Annotated in this window: 21 protein-coding genes; 5 read left to right on the plus strand and 16 right to left on the minus strand. The window is 67.4% G+C overall.

Translation table 11 applies throughout. From position 1 onward, the window contains the following. Positions 1-48: 48 nt before the first annotated feature. The gene (locus tag AC5Y4S_RS21090; protein ID WP_500034653.1) at positions 49-693 is read left to right on the plus strand and encodes a TetR/AcrR family transcriptional regulator; all 645 of its coding nucleotides are present in this window, start codon (positions 49-51) and stop codon (positions 691-693) included. Here the strand turns inward: AC5Y4S_RS21090 and AC5Y4S_RS21095 are convergent. The 13 genes from AC5Y4S_RS21095 to AC5Y4S_RS21155 all read right to left on the minus strand — a co-directional run bounded on the left by AC5Y4S_RS21095 (position 690) and on the right by AC5Y4S_RS21155 (position 14,747). Then, entirely contained in the window at positions 690-911 is a 222-nt protein-coding gene (locus AC5Y4S_RS21095; RefSeq protein WP_500034546.1) for a hypothetical protein, read from the minus strand. The two genes, AC5Y4S_RS21090 and AC5Y4S_RS21095, sit on opposite strands and share 4 nt — an antisense overlap. Positions 912-1,024: 113 nt before the next feature. Continuing rightward, on the minus strand, positions 1,025-1,522 hold the full coding sequence (locus AC5Y4S_RS21100) for a type II toxin-antitoxin system Phd/YefM family antitoxin (RefSeq protein WP_500034547.1): 498 nt from the start codon (positions 1,520-1,522) through the stop codon (positions 1,025-1,027). A gap of 254 nt (positions 1,523-1,776) precedes the next feature. Continuing rightward, positions 1,777-3,327 (minus strand): MCE family protein, encoded by a 1,551-nt coding sequence (locus AC5Y4S_RS21105; RefSeq protein WP_500034548.1) that lies wholly within the window; start codon positions 3,325-3,327, stop codon positions 1,777-1,779. After that, positions 3,321-4,499: a virulence factor Mce family protein gene (locus AC5Y4S_RS21110; protein ID WP_500034549.1), complete on the minus strand. Its 1,179-nt coding sequence runs from the start codon at positions 4,497-4,499 to the stop codon at positions 3,321-3,323. Before AC5Y4S_RS21110 ends, AC5Y4S_RS21105 begins: the two co-directional genes overlap by 7 nt. Then, a complete protein-coding gene (locus AC5Y4S_RS21115; protein ID WP_500034550.1) occupies positions 4,496-6,064 on the minus strand; it encodes a virulence factor Mce family protein in 1,569 nt (522 codons plus the stop codon). Before AC5Y4S_RS21115 ends, AC5Y4S_RS21110 begins: the two co-directional genes overlap by 4 nt. Continuing rightward, the gene (locus AC5Y4S_RS21120; RefSeq protein ID WP_500034551.1) at positions 6,061-7,620 is read right to left on the minus strand and encodes a virulence factor Mce family protein; all 1,560 of its coding nucleotides are present in this window, start codon (positions 7,618-7,620) and stop codon (positions 6,061-6,063) included. Before AC5Y4S_RS21120 ends, AC5Y4S_RS21115 begins: the two co-directional genes overlap by 4 nt. Beyond that, entirely contained in the window at positions 7,617-8,657 is a 1,041-nt protein-coding gene (locus tag AC5Y4S_RS21125; protein WP_500034552.1) for a virulence factor Mce family protein, read from the minus strand. Before AC5Y4S_RS21125 ends, AC5Y4S_RS21120 begins: the two co-directional genes overlap by 4 nt. Next, positions 8,654-9,979, minus strand: coding sequence for an MCE family protein (locus tag AC5Y4S_RS21130; RefSeq protein ID WP_500034553.1), 1,326 nt, complete (start codon positions 9,977-9,979; stop codon positions 8,654-8,656). Before AC5Y4S_RS21130 ends, AC5Y4S_RS21125 begins: the two co-directional genes overlap by 4 nt. Before the next feature lie 6 nt (positions 9,980-9,985). Beyond that, positions 9,986-10,858 carry an MlaE family ABC transporter permease gene (locus tag AC5Y4S_RS21135; RefSeq protein ID WP_068187061.1) on the minus strand — a complete coding sequence of 291 codons (873 nt, stop codon included), beginning with the start codon at positions 10,856-10,858 and terminating at the stop codon, positions 9,986-9,988. Next, positions 10,858-11,571, minus strand: coding sequence for an MlaE family ABC transporter permease (locus AC5Y4S_RS21140; RefSeq protein WP_500034654.1), 714 nt, complete (start codon positions 11,569-11,571; stop codon positions 10,858-10,860). The genes AC5Y4S_RS21135 and AC5Y4S_RS21140 overlap by 1 nt, the downstream gene beginning before the upstream one ends. A 642-nt stretch (positions 11,572-12,213) precedes the next feature. Further along, a complete protein-coding gene (locus AC5Y4S_RS21145; RefSeq protein ID WP_500034554.1) occupies positions 12,214-12,885 on the minus strand; it encodes a TetR/AcrR family transcriptional regulator in 672 nt (223 codons plus the stop codon). Positions 12,886-12,963: 78 nt separating this feature from the next. Then, complete coding sequence (locus tag AC5Y4S_RS21150) at positions 12,964-13,278, minus strand: hypothetical protein (protein ID WP_500034555.1); 315 nt, start codon at positions 13,276-13,278, stop codon at positions 12,964-12,966. A gap of 125 nt (positions 13,279-13,403) precedes the next feature. Continuing rightward, on the minus strand, positions 13,404-14,747 hold the full coding sequence (locus tag AC5Y4S_RS21155; RefSeq protein WP_500034556.1) for an acyltransferase family protein: 1,344 nt from the start codon (positions 14,745-14,747) through the stop codon (positions 13,404-13,406). 55 nt (positions 14,748-14,802) lie between these two features. Between AC5Y4S_RS21155 and AC5Y4S_RS21160 the strand changes: the two genes are divergently transcribed. Both AC5Y4S_RS21160 and AC5Y4S_RS21165 read left to right on the plus strand, forming a co-directional pair. Further along, the gene (locus AC5Y4S_RS21160; RefSeq protein WP_500034557.1) at positions 14,803-15,774 is read left to right on the plus strand and encodes an aldo/keto reductase; all 972 of its coding nucleotides are present in this window, start codon (positions 14,803-14,805) and stop codon (positions 15,772-15,774) included. Further along, entirely contained in the window at positions 15,774-16,757 is a 984-nt protein-coding gene (locus tag AC5Y4S_RS21165; RefSeq protein WP_500034558.1) for an NAD-dependent epimerase/dehydratase family protein, read from the plus strand. Before AC5Y4S_RS21160 ends, AC5Y4S_RS21165 begins: the two co-directional genes overlap by 1 nt. Positions 16,758-16,760: 3 nt before the next feature. Here AC5Y4S_RS21165 and AC5Y4S_RS21170 read toward each other — a convergent pair whose 3' ends face one another. From AC5Y4S_RS21170 to AC5Y4S_RS21180, 3 genes are read right to left on the minus strand one after another with little or no spacing between them, the layout of a single operon-like run. Beyond that, complete coding sequence (locus AC5Y4S_RS21170; protein WP_500034559.1) at positions 16,761-17,855, minus strand: NAD-dependent epimerase/dehydratase family protein; 1,095 nt, start codon at positions 17,853-17,855, stop codon at positions 16,761-16,763. A 7-nt stretch (positions 17,856-17,862) separates the two neighbouring features. Beyond that, positions 17,863-18,381 carry a nuclear transport factor 2 family protein gene (locus tag AC5Y4S_RS21175; RefSeq protein ID WP_500034560.1) on the minus strand — a complete coding sequence of 173 codons (519 nt, stop codon included), beginning with the start codon at positions 18,379-18,381 and terminating at the stop codon, positions 17,863-17,865. 40 nt (positions 18,382-18,421) lie between these two features. Continuing rightward, the gene (locus AC5Y4S_RS21180) at positions 18,422-19,231 is read right to left on the minus strand and encodes an acyl-CoA thioesterase (RefSeq protein WP_500034561.1); all 810 of its coding nucleotides are present in this window, start codon (positions 19,229-19,231) and stop codon (positions 18,422-18,424) included. A 137-nt stretch (positions 19,232-19,368) separates the two neighbouring features. Between AC5Y4S_RS21180 and AC5Y4S_RS21185 the strand changes: the two genes are divergently transcribed. Together AC5Y4S_RS21185 and AC5Y4S_RS21190 are read left to right on the plus strand one after the other, a co-directional pair. Then, a complete protein-coding gene (locus AC5Y4S_RS21185) occupies positions 19,369-20,388 on the plus strand; it encodes a zinc-dependent alcohol dehydrogenase family protein (protein WP_500034562.1) in 1,020 nt (339 codons plus the stop codon). Between the two features lie 21 nt (positions 20,389-20,409). Next, complete coding sequence (locus tag AC5Y4S_RS21190) at positions 20,410-20,775, plus strand: DUF1801 domain-containing protein (protein ID WP_500034563.1); 366 nt, start codon at positions 20,410-20,412, stop codon at positions 20,773-20,775. Positions 20,776-20,848 lie beyond the last annotated feature (73 nt).

A 20,848-nucleotide genomic window follows, 5' to 3' on the forward strand; every position in this document is an offset into this window, starting at 1 on the left:
ATCTGACGAAATCTTCAATAGTGATGCATACTCCTATAGGTGAGCGCGATGCCCGAAGCCCAGGACCAGCCCAGCCGCTTGGAACGGCGCAAACAGCGCACCAGGGCGGCGCTGATCGGCGCCGCCCAGCGCCTGATCGCCGAGGGCAAGACCAACGTGCCGGTCCTGGAGATCACCCAGGCGGCCGACGTGGGGATGGGTTCCTTCTATAACCACTTCGAGAGCAAGGAGCAGCTGTTCGAGGCCGCGGTCGCCGACGTGCTCGACGCGCACGGGGCGATGCTGGACCGGCTAACCGAGTCGATCGACGACCCGGCGGAAACCTTTGCCACCTGCTTCCGGTTGATCGGCCGGCTATTCCGCCGGCGGCCGCGGGAGAGCGACATCCTGCTGGCCAACGGGCTGGCGCTGCTGTCGTCCGATCGAGGCCTGGCCCCGCGGGCGCTGCGTGACATCAAGGCCGGCGTCGACATGGGCAGGTTCACGGTCGACGATCCCGAACTCGCCCTCTTCATGGCGGGGGGTGCCCTACTCGGGCTGGGAAAGCTGTTGCGGGACGACCCGGAACGCGACGACGCACGGGCCGCCGACAGGGTGACGGAAAGCGTTCTGCGTCTATTCGGGCTCAGCGCCGAGGACGCGCGCGCGGTGTGTCAACGCCCGCTGCCCGACGACGCGCTCGTCGAGGCCTAGCGGTTTCGGGTGTCGGTCGACCACAGGTTCGCGCAGCCCGGGCATTGCAGGTTGACCACCGTCGCGCGGTTGCTCAGCAGGTACTGCCAGTGCGCGCCGCAGTTGCGCTGGCTACGGCACTCCGAGCACTTGTCGCGGCCCCAGCCGCAATTCGGGCAGGGCAGCCAGGCGCGACGGGACGCATCGGCGTGTGGGTGCAACGGGAACCTAACCGGCACAGTAAGTAAGCCTTCCTATCTAAATTAGTTAGGGTAGCCTACCCACATTGCCGATGGCAAAACGCGCCGAATTGCGGGTCAGATAAGGGGCGGGCCGGCCTCGTAGGCGGCGATCAGGCCCCTTTGAGGGCGTCGTCCCCGGCGGCCGACACGATGTGGGCCACCAGCTTGCCGCCGCGGACGACCTCAATCGTGTGGCCCGCCGCGACCCTGTCGAAGTAGCGTCCCGCGCGCTTACGCAGCTCGTCCAGCTCGATCCGGCGACCAGCGTCCGCCGGCGGCGGGGACGTCGCGCCGGCTACGGCCGACACGATTCGGGCCAATATCCGCCCGCCGCGGACGACGTAGACCGTCTCGCCGGCCGCGACCCGGTCGAAGCACCGCCCGGCGCGGGTTCGCAATTCCTCGAGCCCAACCCAGCCGCCCGCGTCGGAGGCCGGGGCTTTGACGGATCGCGTCGGGACGGGAGCCACCCTCCAGTCGCCGACCGGCAGGATTCGCGCCACCAGCTTGCCGCGACGGACGACATCGATCGCCTCTCCGGTGGCCACCCGCTCGAGATAGGCGCACGCGTCACTCCGGAGCTGGCCCAGGCCAATCACTTCCGGCATTTCGCTCCGATCTCCGAGCTTCACCGACCTGGAGCGTGGTGATGCGCCAACTCGACGATGCCCAAGTATATGACTGTACGTGCGGTCAGTGTCAATGGCCTGGTCAGGACGCTGAGGCTGCCCGGAGGAGCCGCGCGACGCGTCTCCGGGCGTGCGGGTGCGGGTTAGGTGGGGGAGGGCGACCCTCCCGTTGCCCAGAACCTTGGGATGGGGCCAAAAGCCTTGCAAATCAATGGGATCCATGGGGAGCAAGCTCAACCGGGCGGCGCCAGCATGTCCTTCCACCCGTCGTCCCCGGTTTTGGTCGAATTTTCGACCGCGTACTTCACGCCGTCGGGCCCCACAAGCTCGCCGCTCTGCGGGCTGTAAACCGCCGCGGGAGGGCCGCCCGGGATGTAGACGCAGGGGTTCGGCTGCTGCCCGTTGCATTGGACGGTGCCCGAGCCCGGGCGCTGCAACGGATCGCTGACGGGGGGCGGTGTCCCCGGAATCCGGTCGGAGGGTGCGGGATTCATGCCGTTGTTGACGGACGGCGCGGGTATCACCAGGCCCGGCTTGACCGGCTGATCACAGCGCGCCGCGGGCGCGGGGCAGGTCAGGATCTGGTTTGGGTCGCCGTACCACGGGTTGGTGCCCGCGGGGACGTACGGCTTGGAGTCGCGGCATTCCCGCGGCGTGGCGGCGCGTTTGCCGGGCACATCGACACACGGCAGGTTGCGCGCCCCGCGCACGGCGTTGGCCGGCGCGTCCTGCGGGATCTTGCAATAGGTTCCGGACGGCATGGGCGCCAGGCTGGTGTCCGCCGGCGAGCGCCACTGCGGTGCGGGGAGAAACCCCGTCAGACAGGGCGGCGGCTGGTTGATCGTCAGCGAGGTGCCGAGCGATGCGTAGCCCGGGAACGGCGTCGTCACGGTCTGGCCTTCCGAGGCGCCTTGCGGGTAGGAAACGAGCAATTGCTCGACGCCCTTGTGGTAGCGCTTGAGCATGTCCAGCACGATCTCGAGATTCGCCAGCGTCTGCGGCAGCGATTCGCGGACGTCGCCGAACACCGCGTTGACCTGATCGGCGGTCGGCGCGCCCTGGGTCAGGATGCTTTGCACGTGTTGGTCGTTTTCCGCACTCTGTGCGGCCAGGATGTCCAGGTTGTGCGACCACCGCTCGATCGAGTCACCCGAGGCGACCTGGCTGTCGATGATCGGCCCGGAGTTTTGGATGATGTCGTTGACATCACCGATGTTGGTCTTGAAATCCCCGGCGATCGCCTGGGTCGCGTCGACCAGTCGTTGCAGCGCGGGCCCCAATCCGCCTACGGCTTGGGCGGTTTCGTCGAGCAACGAGGAGATCTTGTCCTTGGGTAGCGCGGCCAGCCCGCGGTTCGCGGCGTCCAGCGCCGGACCGATGTCGGTGGGTATGGTGCCCTTGGTGATGGTCTGTCCCGGCTGGAAGTACTTGCCCGGGTTGCCGAGCGACACCAGATCGATGTACTGCTCACCGACCGCGGACACCGAATGCACGTTCGCCGTCGCGTCGATCGGGATCTTGAAGCGGTTGGCGATGCTCATGGTCACCCGCGCGCCCGACTTGGTCGGCTCGACGTCGGTGACCCTGCCGATGGTTTCGCCGCGATAGGCCACGTTGGCCGTCTCGTACAGACCGCCCGACGCCGGCAGGTCCGCGTGCAGCGTGTACTGGCCGATCCCCGCCGCGGTGGGAATCCGCAGGTAATACCCGCCGAGTGCGACCGCGGTGACGAGGCTCAGGAGGGCGAACAGGATCAGCTGGCGCTTGATGAAGGGGGTCAGCATTGGCCTCGGTCCGCCCTTTCCACCAGCGGCCCGCCCGGAGCGTCGTTCGGGTTCGGCGTGTAGCGGACGTCGGGGATCATCGTCTCGGGGTCGCGGCCCCACGATTGCTCGAGCGCGCGCAGCGCTCCGGAGAATCCGGTCCCGGTCAGGATCGCGTTGTCGACGGAGCTCATGGTCAGGTCGAGCGTCAGCGACAGGTTGAAGTAGTCGCCGCGGAACGCCTTCGGCACGGCGTCGACGTCGAACGGCCGCACCAGGATCAGCTTGAGCGCGCGGATCAGATAGGGCGCGCCACGGCCCAGCTCCCGCAGCGGGCATTGCAGCGCCAGCAGGTCCTGGTGCAGGTCGCCCCGGGAAGCGGACAGGTATTGGTCGGCAACCTGGCTGAGTCGGCCCGTCGCGTCGACCGCGTTGATCAACAGGTTCTGTTTATCGGCGAAATGCTTGAGCAGGGGCGGGAATTCGGTGAGGACCCGATCGATGACGTCCGAGCGGGGACCCACGTACGCCAGCAGCCGATTGGTCGAGTCGATGGCTCGGGTGATGTCATCGGTCTGCTCGTTGAGCCGGGCGGTGAAGGTGTCCAGCTTGCCGAGGAAGGCCCGGATCTGGTCGGCCCGCCCGTGCACGATGTTGTACACCTCGTTCTGCAGCGTTTCGAGGTTCGGGATGCCGCCCCCGCGCAAGATCATGGCGAGACTGGCCAGGGTCTGCTCGGTCGTGGGGTAAGCCGACGCGTTTTGCAGTGGGATGGTGTCACCCGGCCGCAGCGGCTCCGGCGACGGGTTGGGTGGCGCGGCCAACTCGATGTGCTGGGAGCCCAGCAGGCTGGTCTGCCCGATCTTGGCGGTCGCGTTCCGCGGCAACTTGACGCTCTTGTCCACCCGCAGCGTCAGCGTGGCCACCCAGTTCTTCAGGGCAATCGCGCGCACCGTGCCCACGAAGACATCGGCCACCCGCACCCGGCTGTTGTCGTTCAGGGCCAGCGTGTCGGGCATCTGCACGTAGACGATGTACGAGCCGGGGCCGCTGCCCGGGCCGCCCGGCATCGGCACGTTCGCGATTCCGTGCCACTTCGCGCAGGACGTCAGCGCCGCGGTGGCGACCAGCAGGGCAACCGCTTGGCGCGCCCGGTACCCGACGCGAATGCCGAAGGCGCGCAGCGCGTTCACGATCCCAGTCCCGCCGAAACGGCCGCCGCAGCGGGCGGGGGTGTCGGTGCGACCGGCCCCGGGATCACGCCCGGCCCGGGCGCCGGCGGCGGGATCGGCACCTGCGGGGCGCGCACGCCGATGGGGGGCAGCACCGGGTTCTCGTCGTAGGCATTCGGCGGTCCCGGCGGCGTCTGCAGCCCCGATTGCGGGGGCGCGATGTCCGGGCCGCCCATCAGTTCGGCCAGCGAGTCGGGGGTCAACAGGCCCGCGGTGATCGGCCCCACCTGCTGCCCCTGCATCCCCGGGGCAACTACCCAGCCGGGCTGGGTGTTGCGGTGCGACAACGGGGTATCGGGCACCCAGATCCCGGGCACAGTCGTGTCCTTGTACCCGTTCGGCGGCTGCAGCCGGCGCTCCGAGTAGGCGACTTCCTTGGGCAGCGTCTCGGCGGTGGAAAACAGGTTCAGCCCGAAGGGCAGGTAGTTGAACTTGATCGCATCGAGGACCGGCGCCAGGTATTGCGCGCACAGTTCGGCGGAATCTTGGTAGCCCAGCCGGCTGCCGGCCTGAATCATGCTGCAGACGAACTGCATTGGGTTCGCGAAGTTCGGGATCGCCGGGATGGACATGACCGCGCCGTGCGTCGGGTGATAGATCTGGCTGAGGTTCGTCTCCAGCGTGGGCAGCACGTGCAGGGCGGTCTCCAAACCATTCAGCGGATCGGGCTGCACCAGCGTGTTGGTCAGGGTGGCGAGGTTGTCGATGTCGTTCGTCAACACCCCGCGGTTCTTGTTCAGGAACGGCCGCAGCGTGGACAGGAGGGAATCGAACTGCTGTATCGCCGTGGCCAGCTCGCGATCGGACCCGGTCAGCTTGTCGGTGAACTGGGCCAGGTTCTGGTTCAGCGCGACGAACTGCTGGTCGTCTTTGTGCAGGGCGTTGACGAACTGCGCCAGGCTGCGCACCACCGCGAAGAAGTCCCCGCGGCCCTCGTTCAGCGCGGTCAACGCCCGCGACAGGCTGTTCAGCGTGGTGTTGATCTGCTTGCCCTTGCCGGCCAGCCCGTCGGCGAACGACTCGATGGCGTCACCGAACGGACCCTTCGGCTGCTCGGGTGTCGGGCCCAACTTGTTGATGACGTTGGCGACGCTCTGGCTCAGTTGGTCCCACTCCGTCGGGACTTGCGTGCGCTCGATGGGGATCACCGCTTTGTCGCCCATCACCGGGCCGCCCTGGTAGGGCGGCTCCAACTGAATGTTGCGTGACGCCACCAGGGTTGGGTTGACGATCACGGCGGACGCGTTGGCGGGCACCTTGTATTTGTTCTCGTAGTGAAACGTCACCCTCATCTTGTCGCCGGCCGGCTCGATCTTGTCGACCGCACCCACGCGGACGCCCATGATCTGCACCTTGTCCCCGGCATAGAGCGCGTTGGCCTCCGGGAAGTACGCGACCACGGTGTTGGTCGTCAGCTTGTTGTAGAGCTGCAACCCGAGGTATCCGGCCAGCACCGCCAGCGCCACCACCAGCACCCCGATGACCTTCCGCGCCCGCGGGATACGAAATGTGTTGACGGCACTCAATTCTGGTTACCTCCCGTGATGCCGCTGCCTCCCGTGCCGCCGGGATTGATGAACGGGGCCGGCAGTTGATTCCCGGGTCCGGGCGGTGCGGGTGGCCCGGGAGGCAGGGCGGGCGCGAACGTTGACGGTGGCGGCAGCGGGCCGGCGGGCTGCAGGTTCTCGGTGCGCGCGCCCGGCGGTGCCTGGGTTGGCAGTGGCACGGGTGTGCCCGGCACGTCCGGGGGCGGATCGCCCGGCCGCCCGGCGATCGCGATCCCCGGGGTCGGGGGCAGACCGTTCGGGTTCGGCGGCGAGGCCTGCACGTCGATCGGCGCCGGGAAGCTGCCGCCGAACGGTCCGACGTTTACGCCCGCGCACGGCAACGGGTTCCGCGGCCGCGGCAGCGCGTCGGCTGGTGGTGTGTACGAACACGCCGTTCCCGGCGGGACGGCCGGTCCCGGATGATCGGGCGTGCCCTCCAGCACCGGAGGTGCCGGCGGTGGCGCCCCGTTGGGGAACCGGGTCCCGTTCGGGTCGGGCCAGCGGAACTCGGGCAGCCCGGCGCTGCGCCAGAAGTCCTCCGGATCGAGACCTCGTTTCTTGAAGGCGGCGTCGACGAACGGCTGCAGGATCCAGTACGGCAAGAGGTTGGACAGCACGATCTTGAAGTACGGTCCCGACGCGACGGATTCCCCCAGCGATGCGGCGAATTGGCTGACATAGGTGAGGGTTTGGGCCAGGTCTTCCTTGCGCGTCACCAGCACGTCGGTGATGGCGTGCAACTGTTCCAGCACGGGGTTGAGGTTCGGGTTGTCGTTGATGAACCCCTGCACCTGCGTCGAGAAGGCCGAAACGTTTTGCAGCAGGGCGTCGATGGCCCGGCCGCGCTCGTTGAACGCGACCAGCAGCGTCTTGGCGTTGACCAGCAACCGATCGATCTGTTCGCTGCGGTCACCGAGCACGCCGGCCACCTGGTGGGCCTGCGCGAGCAGGTGCTTGATCTGTTCGTCGCGCTTGCCGATGGTGTCGGAGAACTTGGTCAACCCGTCGAGCGTGGCGCTCAGGTGCGGGTAGGTCTGGTCGATGGTCTGCGACAAGACGTTCAGCGAGCGCTTGACGGTGTCGACGTCCCAGCCGGCGGCGGCCCTGGTGATGTCGAAGTTCGCGTCGTAGAGCTGATAGGGGGTGGTGCTTTGGCTCAGCGGCAAGACGCTGCCCGGCTTTAACGTCTGGTTTCCGCGCGGCTCGATCTCGAGAACTTTCTTGCCCAGGATGGTATCGGTCTTGATCGCGAGCCGACTCTCGGTGCCGATGGTGTTGGCGCCGATGTTGAACTTGATCAGGACATGGTCGCCGTCGATCGCGAAGGACTCCACCTTGCCGACATTCACGCCGGAGATCCGCACCTTGTCGCCCTTGTTCAGTTGGCCGGTGTCGGTGAACTGACCGTAAAAGCTCGGAGTGGCGAAGATCATCGGGACGCTGGTGAAGCTTTGGCCGACCACGACGCCGAGGATCAACACCGTGATGCCCATGAGACCCACACGGCTGCGGTTGAATTCGGTCAGCGTTCTCATTGCGGCGAGCACCTGCCCGTGGGCTGCTGCCAAATTCTGACCGTCCGGACCGGGCCGCCGGCCTGCAGACCGTTCCACTTGATCGTCAGGTCGCAGAGGTAGAAGTTCACCCAGTCGCCGTAGAGGCCGATGCTGCGCCCGATCAGGTTGAGCGCGGTCGGCGTCTTGTGGACCAGATCGCTGAGCTGATCGCGTTGGTCCACGAGCGGCTGCTGGAGCGCCTGCAGGTAGTCGATCTCCTTGTGCAGCAGAGCGCGGTTGTCGGCCAGCAGGTTGGCCACCGTTCCGGCGGCGTTGCTGATGTTCGCGGTGCCGGCGGCAAGCGGGTCGGCGTGGTTTTCCAGCCCGGTGATCAACCGCTCGAAGTTGTCGATCGTCTGGTCGAATTCCTTGCGATGCCGAACCGTGGTGTCCAGCACCACATTCAGGTTCTTGACCACCTCGCCGATCGCCTCGTCACGCTCCGCGAGGTGCGAGGTCAGCTGCGCGGTCTGGTCGAGGATGTCGTTGATGGTGCCGCCCTGACCCTGAAACACGGTGATGATCGCCGACGCGATGGTGTTGACCTTTTCCGGATCCAGCGCCCGGAACAGGGGTTTGAAACCACCGATCAGGGCGTCGAGATCTAACGCCGGTGAGGTGCGGGACAGCGGGATGAATCCGCCCGGCGGCAACACGCGGTCGGTGCCCGCACCGTCGCCGCGCTTGAGTTCCAGGAAGCGGTTCGCGAACAGGTCGAGGTAGCGGATCTGGGCGGTCGTCGACTGGTAGAGCGGAATCGAGCGGTCGACGGCGAAGTCCACCTGCGCCTTGCGGCCACCGTCGACCAGGCGCACCTTCTTGACCTTGCCGACCTCCACTCCCGAGGCGCGAACGAACTGGCCGTCTTTGAGGCCGCTGGCATTGCTGAACTCCGCGGTATAGCTGTTGGTCCGGTTGAAGCGCAGCTGTGCGAACACGACCACGATCGAGACGGTGATCAGCGCCAGCACCAACGAGACGATGCCGAGCTTGATGGCGGAGCCGGTGATCTTCATGGGTTGATCGTGTTGTCCCCGACTTGGCGGCCCCACACGTACTCGATGGCGTACGGCGAGCCGGTGTCCAGATGGTTGTACGGTGCGAGGCTGGCGCCGGTGTCTTGCACCAGCTCGGGCGCGGGCCACAGGTCATGGGTGATGCCCTGCCAGCAACCCGGCGCACCCCCGGGCCCGCCGCGCGCGTTCACCCGCGGCAGATTGTCCGGGTACGCATAGGGATTCGGCGCGCCGCCCACCAGCCCGGCCAGCCCGAGGAGCCCCATGGTGGCCACCGTGCCGGCCAGCCCCGGGAGCGTCAGGATGCCGCCCAACCCCGACGTCAGCTCGGTCATCGTCCTCAGCGCGTAGCCGTTGCCGCCGCCCGTCGTCGCGAAGGCCGCGGGTTCTTCATCGTAGTAATTGCGGATGGTGCAGAAGAATTCGGGGCTGTAGGTGTCGAGCAGCTGGGCGGTGGGCACCAGATCCGCGGCGCCCCGCTGGAAGTAGGGCCCGCCGCGTCGGAAGATGTCCTCACCCGTGTTGCCCAACCCGGCCGCCGCCAGCAACGCGGCGTCCAGGTCGGCCTCCTGCCGGTGCAGGGTGCGCGCCGTGACCACCGCGTGGTTGAGGGAGTCCAACAGATCAGGTGCGGCGTTCGCGTAAGTGTCGCCGAGGGCCGCCAGCCGCTGGATGTCGTGGCGGATCTGCGGCATTTGCGGATTGATGTCGTCAAGAATGGTGTTGCCGTTGACGATCGACTGCCCGAACTTGTCGCCCAGCCCGGTCAACGCCTGCGCCGCGGCGGCCAGCGTGAGGTTCACCTTGACCGGGTCCACCTTGTCCGCGATCGAGGTGATCGTCCCGAACAACGTGTTGAACTCCGTCGTCACCGACCGCGCCTCGATCACCTGATTCGGGGTAACGCGTTGCGGCGTCGGGTTTTTCGGAGAGGTCAACGACACATACTTGTTGCCGAACACCGTGGTCGCCTTGATGTTCGCCTCCACGTTGGCCGGGATCAGGTCGATGTACTTGGGCTGGACGTCCAAGACGAACTTGGCCGCCGGCACGCCATCACGCTGGATCTGCGAAATGCTGGCCACCCGGCCGATTTCCACCCCGTTGTAGGTGACCTTCGAATTCGGATCCATCACCAAACCCGATCGGGGGGCCACCATCGTCAAGGGCGTCTTCGGCGTGAGCCGGCCCCGGAACTGCAGCCACACGAACGACAACACCACCGCGGCGATCACCAGGAACACCACGGCCGCCGTCTTGTACGGCGGAATCCGTGGCGGGTGGTCCTTGATCTGCGGGGGCGGGGCTGTCCGGGTCGTCATGGTCGGCTACACCGTGAGGTTGAAGTTCGGGCTCTTGCCGTAGACCGCCATCGCGGTCAGCACGACGACGACAACGATCGTGATCAACGACAGCCGCATCGACCGGCCGACGGCTTCACCGACGCCGACCGGCCCGCCGCTGGCGGTGTAGCCGTAGTAGCAGTGGGTGGTCATCACGACCACCGCGACCAGGATCACCTCCGCGAACGACCAGCCCACGTCGTTGAGGCGCAGGAATGTGTGGAAGTAGTGGTTGTACGTGCCGGCGGACTGCCCGTAGAAAAAAACCGTGGTGACCTGCTGGGACACGAAGGCCAGGGTGATCGCCAACCCGTAGAGCGGGATGATGACGACGAGACCCGCCACCACCCGGGTGGACGCCAGGAAGGCGACCGACCGGATGCTCATCACCTCCAGCGCGTCGATCTCCTCGCTGATGCGCATGGCGCCCAGTTCCGCGGTGGCGCCGGCACCAACCGTCGCGGCCAACGCCTGACCGGCGGCCACGGGCGCCACGAAGCGCACATTGACCAGCGCGGCCAAGAACCCGGTGAACGCCTCGACACCGATGTTGCCCAGCGTCGCGTAGCCCTGGATGGCGACCAGCGAGCCCGCGGACAGGGTGATGAAGCCGACTATGGCCGCGGTGCCCCCGACCACGGCCATGGCGCCGGTGCCCATGCCCATCTGGGCGACCATCCGCAACATTTCTTTGCGGTAGCGGCGCATGGCGAAGGGGATCTGCCCGACGGCGGTCATCGCGAACCAGACCATCTGCCCGATCTCAACCAGTGCCCGGGCCGGGGCCTCGCCGTATCGGCTGAGGCTGGCCCATGAGAAGCGGGCGGGCGCCGTGGAATCCGCTGCGGTGACGGTCATCAGCGCCCGGTCCCGAACCGCACGCCGATGGTGGTCAGCGCCGCGTTGACCGCGAACAGGGCGATGAAGCACAGCACCACCGTCTCGTTGACCGCGGTGCCCAGACCCTTGGACCCGCCGCGGACGATGAGCCCGCGGTAACAGCCGACGAGGCCGGCGATCAGCCCGAACGTCGCGGCCTTGATGAACGCGATCACCACCTCGGGCAGGCCCGTCAGCGCCGTCAACGTGGAGAGGTAGGCGCCGCTCGAGACGTTCTGCAGGTAGACGCTGAAGAGGTAGCCGCCCCCGAGGCCGACGGCGACCACGAGGCCGTTGAGCAGCACCGCGACCATCGTCGAGGCGACGACGCGCGGCACCACCAGCCGGTGGATCGGGTCGATGCCGAGCACCTCGAGGGCGTCGATCTCCTCACGGATGGTGCGGGCGCCCAGGTCGGCGCAGATGGCGGTGCCCCCGGCGCCGGCGACCACCAGCACGGTCACGATCGGGCCGAGCTGGGTGACCGCGCCGATCGCGGCACCGGCACCGGAGACGTCGGCGGCGCCGATCTCGGCCAGCAGCAGGTTGAGCGTGAAGATCAGCAGCACGGTTTCCGGGATGGACACCGCGATCGTCGGCAGCAGCGACACCCGCATGAGGAACCAGCCGGTCCAGATGAACTCGCGCCACTCGAAGGGCTGCTTGAGGGCCTTAGCGGTCAGCACGCACATCCGGAAGAACCCGCCGGCGACTTCGGTGCCCGGCCGGATCCGTTGGCCCACTTTGCCGGCAAACGAGTGCGTGGTGGTGGTCATCGGCGCGGCCCCCCGGGCGGATGCGTGGCGGATCGCGGCTCTAGTGCCGGCCGTTCACGTGAGCGACGCGGCGGCGCGGGGGAGAGGCGCAGCCGGCCGGCGTGGTTCCGATTCGCAGCCTTGCCCGTAGGGTGCGTACGCTCCGAAAACCGGCGCGGCAGAATGCATTTCGACGGCGTATCGAGTGATGACGCCTGCCGGCTGCCGCGCGTCACGATCCGGCCCAACTGTGCTCGGTGCGACACCCGGCGTCGCGCATCACGCCGTTCGAGGTGCTGACCCACTCCGCGGTCCTCCCGGGCGGCGGCCCGGGTCCCCGCCCTCCGGCCCCACGCCGCCATCCTTTGCGCCACGCTGCAACTATCGCATTAGACCGTACGTGCGGTCAATAAATCGCAAATCTCGCCCGCTTTCGCCCAAACATGTGGGCGATCCGCGGAACGCCCTGGTTTTATCAGGGCTTTTTGTGTCTCATGGCGACTGCCGGCGCAGCGGCACGTATGCACGCCGACTATCGTCGAATGTGGCTCCGGCGCAACATGTTTCGGCGATCGTCCGTCAGCGTCGCCCGGCCGTGACCGCGGCGAGGCACTCACGCACCACCGAGACGACGCCGGCAGACGGGTTCGCCCACTTGCTGAGGCCCAGGCGGTCGAGCAGCAGCCCGCCGAGAAACACGTCGACGAAAGCGGCGCCGACTTCTTCAGGCGTCCGGGAATCGGCCGGATCGAACCACACCCACATCCACTCCAGCGATCCCCACAGCTGCAGCGCCGCCAATTCGACGTCCACGCTTCGAAACACGCCGAGATCGATCCCGTTGCGGATTTCGTCAATTGCATGTGTCTGCAACTGATCGCGCAGCTTGCGTACCTGCTGCATCGCGGGGTCGTCGGACAGTTGAACCACCTCGCGCTGGCTCGCGACCGTAGCGTGGCGCGCGCTCACCTGCAGCAGTGCGGAGGCGTAAATGATCGCCGCGATCCGCTCGTGCGGGGCGGCCAGGCGATCCCAGGCCATCCGCAGCACGTCGAGCTGGAGGGCCAGGTGGGTCTCTTCGAGCTCCCGCAACATCTGGGCCTTGGTGCCGAAGTGATGGACGATCGTGCCCTTCGACATGCCGAGTTCGTCGGCGATGTCGCCGATATTCGTTCTGTCATAGCCACGTTCGGCGACATAGCGGACGAACGCGTCCAGAATCTCGCCACGCCTGCCAGGCGACCTGGGCATCTTCAACCCTTCGGCATAACTAACCGTACGAACGGTCTATCATAGCGTTCAGCGACGCGAATACACGTAACGGTTTGGTCAGCGTGGCCCGCGGCGTGCCGCGCCGGACCCGTCCGGTGCCCTCACGACATACATGTTCTCGCCGGGCGCGGAGTTGATCTCACCGGCGGCGTAGACGGTCAGAAGTTCGGAGCCATCGCGATCGGCGACGCACACGTAGGCGTCGGTCTCCGCGTCGTATTCGAAACCATCCCAAGCCAATACGAACGCTAAGCAGTTGCCGTCGCGGTCGAGAACGACGAGCTTGTGCACGCCGGATTCCTTCAATAGTTCGGCATCCTGGGCGCGCCCTTGAGGGCCGTGGTTGTTGGTGACCGCTAGGCTGTCTAACATCTGCGTACTCCCTTAGCTAAGGCGTTGGGACCTGCCAGAGACGTTTCTCCCAGATACGGCCTCCGACCAGGGCATTACGGCCCCTCTCAAGGGGTCGTAAGTCGCTTGCCAAACAGGCCGGGCCGTTATCCCCGGGGCGCCCGAGTCCGCCCGGTCGCCGGTGCCGGATCGGCCGCGCTGCGGCCGGTCTTCGTCGGGCGAAGCGCCACCAGCAGCACGCCGCCGGCGAACAGCGCCGCGGTCACCCACGGTAGGCGGCCGTCCGGCGCGAACCCCGCGTAGGCAAAGAAATGCAGGCCAGCGGCGGCCAGCGCGGCACCGACCAGCATGAACACTTCCCCCCAGCGTTCGGTGAGGGGCACACCGAGCATGGGCAGCGGGGCCGCGAAAAGTCGCCGCAACGACGACAACAACACCAGTTCAACCGCCGTCACCACGCCGAGGACGACCACCCACTCCAGCCGGGCCAGCCACCACAGCCCCGTTCCCTCCGGCGGTTGGGGCAGCAGGCCCGCCGGATACGCCACGATCGCGACGATCACGACCGGGATCATGTGCCAGAGGTAAAGCGCCATCACGTTGTTGTTGCCGATGGCCAGCGCCCGCTTGACCCTGTCGGCGCGCAGCACGCGATTCAGCGCGGGCGCGAGCGCTATCGCCAGCCCACCCTGCGCGCATCCGAACGCCAACAGCGCCGCGGTGGGGGGCGTCGTGTTGTCGATCGTCTGCCCGGGAACGCCGATCATGCTGACCGGATACATACGAAGCCCAATCAGCAGCCCCAGCGCGAGCGCCGAGCAGGCGGCCAGCACCACCGCTCTGCTGCCGCCCAGTAGCCCTCCGCGCCAAGCGATCCCGAGCTGGTAGAACGCCCCCCAGCACAGCAGGTAGTTAACCCAGCCAAGGTTGTGCACGTGGGCACCGATCGAGAGGGCGTCCACCGCAACGACGCCCACCCCCAGCGCCGCCGGCGCCAGCAGCCCCCAACGCCGGTGTGCCGCAACCGCAATCGGGGTCAGCGAGACGACGATCAGGTAGACGGCCAGGAACCACAGATGCATGGCCACGGCCCAACCCGCGTACTCCATCGTCGTACGGGCCACGTGGCCGACGTCGAGAACCGCCACCACCACCAACACCAGCGCGACGTAGACCGCCGTCGGGCCCAAGACGCGGGCCAGCCGGTGCCGAAGCCAGGTCTGGCGCGACACACCGTCGGTTTCGCGCCGATGCGTCCAGGACAACGCGCCGGCGTAGCCGGCGACCAGAAAGAACGTCGGGACGGCCTGGAAGGGCCAGGTCAGCCACTGGGTCCACGGTATGTCGACGAGCGGGTTCTGCCGACCGAAAGATCCGTCGTGATAAGTCACCGAGCCGGCCAACCAATGCCCCAGCACGATCAGGATCACACCCGACACGCGGTAGAAGTCGACCGCCAGATTGCGGGCCGGTCGCGCTGTGTCCTGCACGAGCGCAACGGTACCCGCCCGGTGGCCCGGAGGAACCCGGCGCACAATGGGGGCCATGAAACGGGCTCATCTCGCGCAACTCGAAGTCGGACGGCTCGGCCTGGGCGCGATGGGCATGTCCGTCGCCTATGCCGGCGCCGGCACCGACGACGCCGAATCCATTCGCACAATTCATCGCGCCATCGACCTTGGCGTCACGTTGATCGACACCGCCGAGGTCTACGGGCCCTACGTGAACGAGGAACTCGTCGCCCGCGCCCTGCAGGGCCGCCGCGACCGGGTGGTGCTGGCGACAAAGTTCGGCCTCATCTCGCACACCGGCCGTAATGGCCTCGACAGCAGTCCCGCCAGCATCCGCACCGCGGTGGAGGGGTCCCTGAAGAGGCTGGCGACCGACCACATCGACCTCTACTACCAACACCGCCTCGATCGCGAGACCCCGATCGAAGACACGGTCGGAGCCCTGGCCGAGCTGGTGGCGGCCGGAAAGATCCGGTACATCGGTCTTTCCGAAGTGGGCGTCAACACCATTCGCCGGGTCCAGGCGGTGCATCCCATCACCGCGGTGCAGTCGGAATACTCCGTGTGGACCCGCGACCCCGAGGACGGGGTGCTCGACGTGCTACGCGAACTCGGCATCGGGTTCGTCGCCTACTCGCCGCTGGGCCGCGGGTTCCTCACCGGCGCCATCCGCTCCAACGAGCAGCTTCCCGACAGCGACTACCGCAAGACCAACCCCCGTTTCTTCGACGAGAACTTCCAGCACAACCTGCGCAGCGCCGACGAGCTCCGCGACATCGCCGCCGATGTGGGTGCCACCCCGGCCCAGGTGGCGTTGGCCTGGCTGCTGGCGAAAGGTCCTGACATCGTGCCGATTCCGGGAACCAAGCGCGTCGCCCGCCTGGAAGAGAACGTCGCCGCTGACGCGGTCGAGCTCACCCCCGACCAGCTGGCGAGGATCGACGGACTCACCCCACCCGTCGGCGGCCACCACGCCGAGGCACAAATGGGCTGGATCGATCGCTAGTGGTCGCCAATAAGAAGCTGGTGATCGGGGCCAGCGGTTTCCTGGGATCGCACGTCACCCGCCAGCTCGTCGCGTCGGGCGCCGATGTGCGAGTCATGTTGCGCCGCACCAGTTCCACCCAGGGGATCGACGACCTCCCCGTCGAGCGCTGCTACGGCGACGTCTTCGACGACGACGCTCTGCGCGCCGCCATGGCCGGATGTGACGTCGTGTACTACTGCGTGGTCGACGCCCGGATGTGGCTGCGCGATCCGGCGCCACTGTTCCGCACCAACGTCGAAGGGCTGCGGCACGTCCTGGACGCCGCCCTGGATGCCGACCTGAAAAAGTTCGTATACACCAGCACCACGGGCTCTTTGGCGATCAGCGACAGCCGGCCGGTCACCGAAGACGACCCGCACAACTGGGACCAGGGCGGCCCCTACATCGAGGCCCGGATGGCCGGCGAGAACCTGCTGCTGTCGTACGCCCGAGAGCGGGGGCTGCCCGCCGTGGCGATGTGCATCTCCACCACCTACGGTCCCGGCGATTGGGCGCCGACGCCGCACGGCTCCCTGATCGCCCTCGTCGCCAAGGGCCGTTTCCCGTTCTATTTCGGCTACTCGTCGGAAGTCGTGGGCATCGAGGACGCCGCCAGGGCAATGCTTTTGGCGGCGGAGCGCGGACGAAACGGCGAGCGTTACATCGTATCCGACCGATACATGAGCGGCCGGGAGCTGCACCAGATCGCCGCCACCGCCGTCGGCAGGCGCCCGCCGCGCATCGGCATCCCGATTTCGGTGCTGCGCGCCGGTGCGCGCGTCAACGATTTGGCGGCGCGGCTACTGCGCCGCGACCTCCCGTTCGCCTACGCGGGAATTCGCATGGCGGAGCTGATGTCGCCGCTCGACCACGGCAAGGCCGAACGCGAACTCGGGTGGAAACCGGAGCCCGTCGAAGACTCGATTCGCAAGGCCGCGGTCTTCTTCGCTTCCCGGAAGTAGCCCTTAATCCGAGGCGGCCAGCGCCGCCGGGCCGTACTTCTTCTCGATCAGCGCCCACGGGTCGGCGTACGGGCCCCGGCCCTCGGCGCGGCGCTGCAGTTTGAGCAGGGCGCGCAGCACCGGTCGCAGGATCGGGCCCAACGCGCACAGGATGATGCGTGTCCGGCCCTGGGATTCGGCGACCCAGGCGGTCGACTCGTGCCAGTCGTGCTCCTGAAAGTCAAGCAGCGCTTGGGCTTCGGTGGTGTCGAACCATCCGGTGAAGCTCCAGCCGCGGTCGTCGTTTGGGTCGCCGGGCAGGCTCGCCGAGGGCCCGAGCCGCCCCAGGCCCGCGGCGGTCATCAGGTCGTCCTCGAGGTCGCGCTGCAGCATCACATACGATTCGTTGCCGCCGATCAGCAGCACCTTGCCCGCGATGCTGGCACCCCGATCGACGCCGTTGGCGAACGCCAGCGCCACGTCGCGCGCGTCCACCATGTGGATGCGGTTGTCGCCGGGCATCGAGCGCATCAGGAGCAAGTGGTCGCCGCTGATGCTCGCCTGGGTGTCCGGCGAGATCACCCCGCCCAGCCGGAACAGCGCGTACGGCAGGCCGCTGGCCCCGATCGCCGCCTCGGCCAGCACCTTGTCCTCGCCGTACTGGTCGATCGGCTGCACCGGCGTCTCCGGGGTGATCCGCTCGGGGTAGCGGTACGGATTGCGCGACCCGTAGACCGCCGCGCTGGAGGCCATCAGGAACAGCGGGGGATCGGGCAGCTGGGCGGCCGCCGCCAGCAGGGTCTCGGTACCCCCGACATTCACTCGTCGGGCCAGCGCGGGATTGCGGTACGACGGCGGCGAAACGATGGCGGCGAGGTGAATGATCGCTTCGGGCCGATGGGTCGCGATCAGATCGCCCACTGCGTCGGCGTCCAGCAGGTCGATGTAGGCGGGAATCAGCTTGCCGGGCCCCTGGGACAACTCGGCCGCGGCGGCCAGGGTCTTGTCGGTCCGCAGGTCGGTGGCGACGACGGTCCGTCCCCGGTCGAGCAGGATTTGCGCACATCGCCTGCCGACCTGGCCGAACGCGCCGGTGATCAAAATGGTGCCAGCACTCATCGGGTTATCACTGCTCCATCATTCGGCCGGCGAGCTTGGCGGCAACCCACCGGATGCGGTCGGAGATATAGATCGAGAACAGCGGGGTGACGATGTCCTCCCGCAGCCGAGTCAGCTTGGAGCTCTTGATGAGCCAGCGCCCGTCGATGCTCTCGTAAGTCTCGTGGTAGTGGCCGTACCCGACCAGCGTCACCCCCGGCCCGAAGCGAACCACATCTTGCAGCGCCCACAGCCCGCGCGCCGTCGTCGCCGACGTCAGCTCGATCTCGGGCGCGTGCACCTGGTGTGCCGTCGCCTGCGTGGGGCGTCCGATGCCTTTGCGGGTGAACGCCACGAACTCGTCGGCGCCAACGATCAGCTTGCCGCCAGCCTCGGACGTGTCGCTGACGAAGTCGTCGGCGAACAGAGCCCGCCACGCCGCCCAGTCCTTGGTGTCGAGGTACCGGCAGTAGCGGGCTTTGAGCTGTTTGATGGCCTCGATCGTCAGGAGCGCGGTGGCGTGATCTTCTGCGGCGCCCCCGGTCATCGCGGCCCAGCGTGACACTTCACCCCGAAACTGTAACCCTTCACCCTTTGAAGTAGACGATCTGGTGGGTGGTGGCCAGCAGCACACCGTCCCGGGTCCATAGCTGGGCGCTCTGGTCGAAGTAACCGCCGGAGAAGCGGTTGGCGTGGGCGGTGGCCAAGACGAAATCACCTTTAACCGCGTCAAGCTCGTCCTGAGTGGCAAGGAAATAGGTCGTCAACGAGATCGTCCCCGCCGGCGCGACGCCGCCGCGGCGCAGGAAGACCCGCGGGTAGAAGACGTCGCTGAGGGCGGCGAGTGCCAGATAGTCGACGGGGCGTTGCGCTTTGTCGCGCACCCACAGCGTGGTCGTCGACGACGGACTGGCTCGCTCGTCGGCGCCCGGGAGCGGGCCTTCGGCGAACCGCATGTCGTAGAGGTCCGCCCAACGGACGACGTGACCCATGCTCCTGGGTTCGAGCTCTTCCGGCGGTGGCGCGCTTGGCGGGCGGGCTTCGGTGTCGGCCCAGCTCTCGCGGATCGTGGCGAACACCGCGGTCGCCGTGGCCTTGGCCTCGCCGTCCTGGCCGAGTTCGACGTTCCAGTGCTGATTGGTGCGGTTCGTGCGCACGACCCGATGTGACAGGTCGAAACTGCCGTCGGCGACCGGCGCGGCGAAGTTGACGGTCAACGCCAACGGCTCACCGATCCGGTCGGGGTGCGTGTCGATGGCCCGCACCATGGCGGCCGCGGTGATTCCGCCGAACGGGCCCACCATGTTGGCCCACTCCGGATGGGTAGCGCCCCGCCTGACGTCGGCGTCGATCACGTCGAGCTCGAGCGCGTTGTCAAAAGGGTGTGTGCCGGTCACGCGGATTCCTTGATCGCCATAGCATCAGGCAGTGGTCGCACGCCGATGCGAGTCGTCGGCAGACTACTTCCCGTCGGGCTTGGCCGCCGGGTTGGGGTCACGGCTGGTGCCACGCCGAACGTGAGGAGCCGAATCGCATGAGCATCCCCGATCGTCAGCGCGCGGTGGTGATGCCGGGGCCCGGCGCGCCCCTCGAGACCGTGGAAAGGCCGGTCGAAAAACCGGGCCCGGGCCAGGCCCTGGTCAGGGTCAGGGCGTCGAGCCTGAACTTTCACGACAACATCAACCTCATGGGGCTGCTCCCGGGCCCATGGCCGCGCGTGCCGATGAGCGACGGCGCGGGAGAAGTGGTCGCGGTCGGGCCCGAGGTGGACGGGCTGCAAGTGGGCGACCGCGTCATGGGAGCGTTCCACCCCGGTTGGCTGGATGGGCCCCCCACGCCGGAGTCGAAACGGGAGCTGCCCGGCGACACCGAAGACGGGTGGTTGCAGCAGTACCGCGTCGCCGGCCTGTCGGGTCTGGTTCGCACGCCCGCGCACCTCAGCGACGTCGAAGCCGCCACCTTGCCGTGTGCCGGCGTGACGGCCTTCAGTGCGCTGATGGAGGCCAACATCGGTGCCGGCGACGTCGTGGTCACCCAGGGAACCGGCGGCGTCTCGCTGTTCACGGTGCAGCTCGCCCGAGCGCTGGGCGCCACGGTGATTTTGACGTCGTCGTCCGACGACAAGCTGAAAATCGGATCCGATTTGGGCGCAACGCATCTCGTCAACTACCGCGCGACCCCGGACTGGGAGACCGAGGTGAAGCGACTGACCGCCGGGAGGGGCGCCGACCTGATCGTCGACCTCGGCGGGCCCGCCACTCTGGCGAAGTCGGTGCACTCGGCGCGGGTCGGAGGCACCGTCGCGGTGATCGGCGTCCTCAGCGGATTCGACACGGCGCCCATCTCGGTCGCCGAAGTGATGCTCAACAACCTGCGGATCGTCGGAATCACGGTGGGCAGCGTGCAGTCGCAGCGGTCCCTCTGCGATTTGATATCGGCCACCGGCATCAAACCCCACATCAGCCACGTCTTCGACTGGCAGCAGCTGGACGAGGCGCTGGCGGTGATGCGTGCCGGCGAACACGTCGGCAAGATCGCCATCACCATCCCCTGACGAAACCACCGGAAAGGCAACATGACGGACTCTCCCTCGAAGCTCATCGACGCCAGGATCAAAGAGCTGGGCGATTGGCGCGGCGAAATGCTCGCCCGCATACGGGAATTGATCAAGCAGGCCGACCCCGACGTGGTCGAGGAGTGGAAGTGGCGAGGTGTCCCGGTGTGGTACCACGACGGGATGATCTGCACCGGCGAGACCTACAAGAGCGTGGTCAAGGTGACGTTCGCCAAGGGCGCCGCGCTTCAGGACCCGTCGGGCCTCTTCAATTCCAGCCTCGACGGCAACACCCGGCGCGCCATCGATTTCCACGAGGCCGACGAGGTCGACGAGGAGGCGTTCAAGGCGCTCGTTCGCGCCGCTGTGGAGCTCAACGCGTCCTAGGCGACCTGTACAGTCATCAAGCGGTGCTGTACAGTCGCCCAGCACAAGCCCGAGGAGGCCGTCGGCGATGACG

Source organism: Mycobacterium sp. NGS64, assembly GCF_059812245.1.

Excerpts from the sequence above, each read along its gene's own strand:
- AC5Y4S_RS21090 (WP_500034653.1), top strand. The coding sequence starts at position 49 with ATGCCCGAAGCCCAGGACCAGCCCAGCCGCTTGGAACGGCGCAAACAG.
- AC5Y4S_RS21100 (WP_500034547.1), bottom strand. The coding sequence starts at position 1,522 with ATGCCGGAAGTGATTGGCCTGGGCCAGCTCCGGAGTGACGCGTGCGCC.
- AC5Y4S_RS21105 (WP_500034548.1), bottom strand. The coding sequence starts at position 3,327 with ATGCTGACCCCCTTCATCAAGCGCCAGCTGATCCTGTTCGCCCTCCTG.
- AC5Y4S_RS21120 (WP_500034551.1), bottom strand. The coding sequence starts at position 7,620 with ATGAGAACGCTGACCGAATTCAACCGCAGCCGTGTGGGTCTCATGGGC.
- AC5Y4S_RS21125 (WP_500034552.1), bottom strand. The coding sequence starts at position 8,657 with ATGAAGATCACCGGCTCCGCCATCAAGCTCGGCATCGTCTCGTTGGTG.
- AC5Y4S_RS21130 (WP_500034553.1), bottom strand. The coding sequence starts at position 9,979 with ATGACGACCCGGACAGCCCCGCCCCCGCAGATCAAGGACCACCCGCCA.
- AC5Y4S_RS21135 (WP_068187061.1), bottom strand. The coding sequence starts at position 10,858 with ATGACCGTCACCGCAGCGGATTCCACGGCGCCCGCCCGCTTCTCATGG.
- AC5Y4S_RS21140 (WP_500034654.1), bottom strand. The coding sequence starts at position 11,571 with ATGTGCGTGCTGACCGCTAAGGCCCTCAAGCAGCCCTTCGAGTGGCGC.
- AC5Y4S_RS21145 (WP_500034554.1), bottom strand. The coding sequence starts at position 12,885 with ATGCCCAGGTCGCCTGGCAGGCGTGGCGAGATTCTGGACGCGTTCGTC.
- AC5Y4S_RS21150 (WP_500034555.1), bottom strand. The coding sequence starts at position 13,278 with ATGTTAGACAGCCTAGCGGTCACCAACAACCACGGCCCTCAAGGGCGC.
- AC5Y4S_RS21160 (WP_500034557.1), top strand. The coding sequence starts at position 14,803 with ATGAAACGGGCTCATCTCGCGCAACTCGAAGTCGGACGGCTCGGCCTG.
- AC5Y4S_RS21170 (WP_500034559.1), bottom strand. The coding sequence starts at position 17,855 with ATGAGTGCTGGCACCATTTTGATCACCGGCGCGTTCGGCCAGGTCGGC.
- AC5Y4S_RS21175 (WP_500034560.1), bottom strand. The coding sequence starts at position 18,381 with ATGACCGGGGGCGCCGCAGAAGATCACGCCACCGCGCTCCTGACGATC.
- AC5Y4S_RS21185 (WP_500034562.1), top strand. The coding sequence starts at position 19,369 with ATGAGCATCCCCGATCGTCAGCGCGCGGTGGTGATGCCGGGGCCCGGC.
- AC5Y4S_RS21190 (WP_500034563.1), top strand. The coding sequence starts at position 20,410 with ATGACGGACTCTCCCTCGAAGCTCATCGACGCCAGGATCAAAGAGCTG.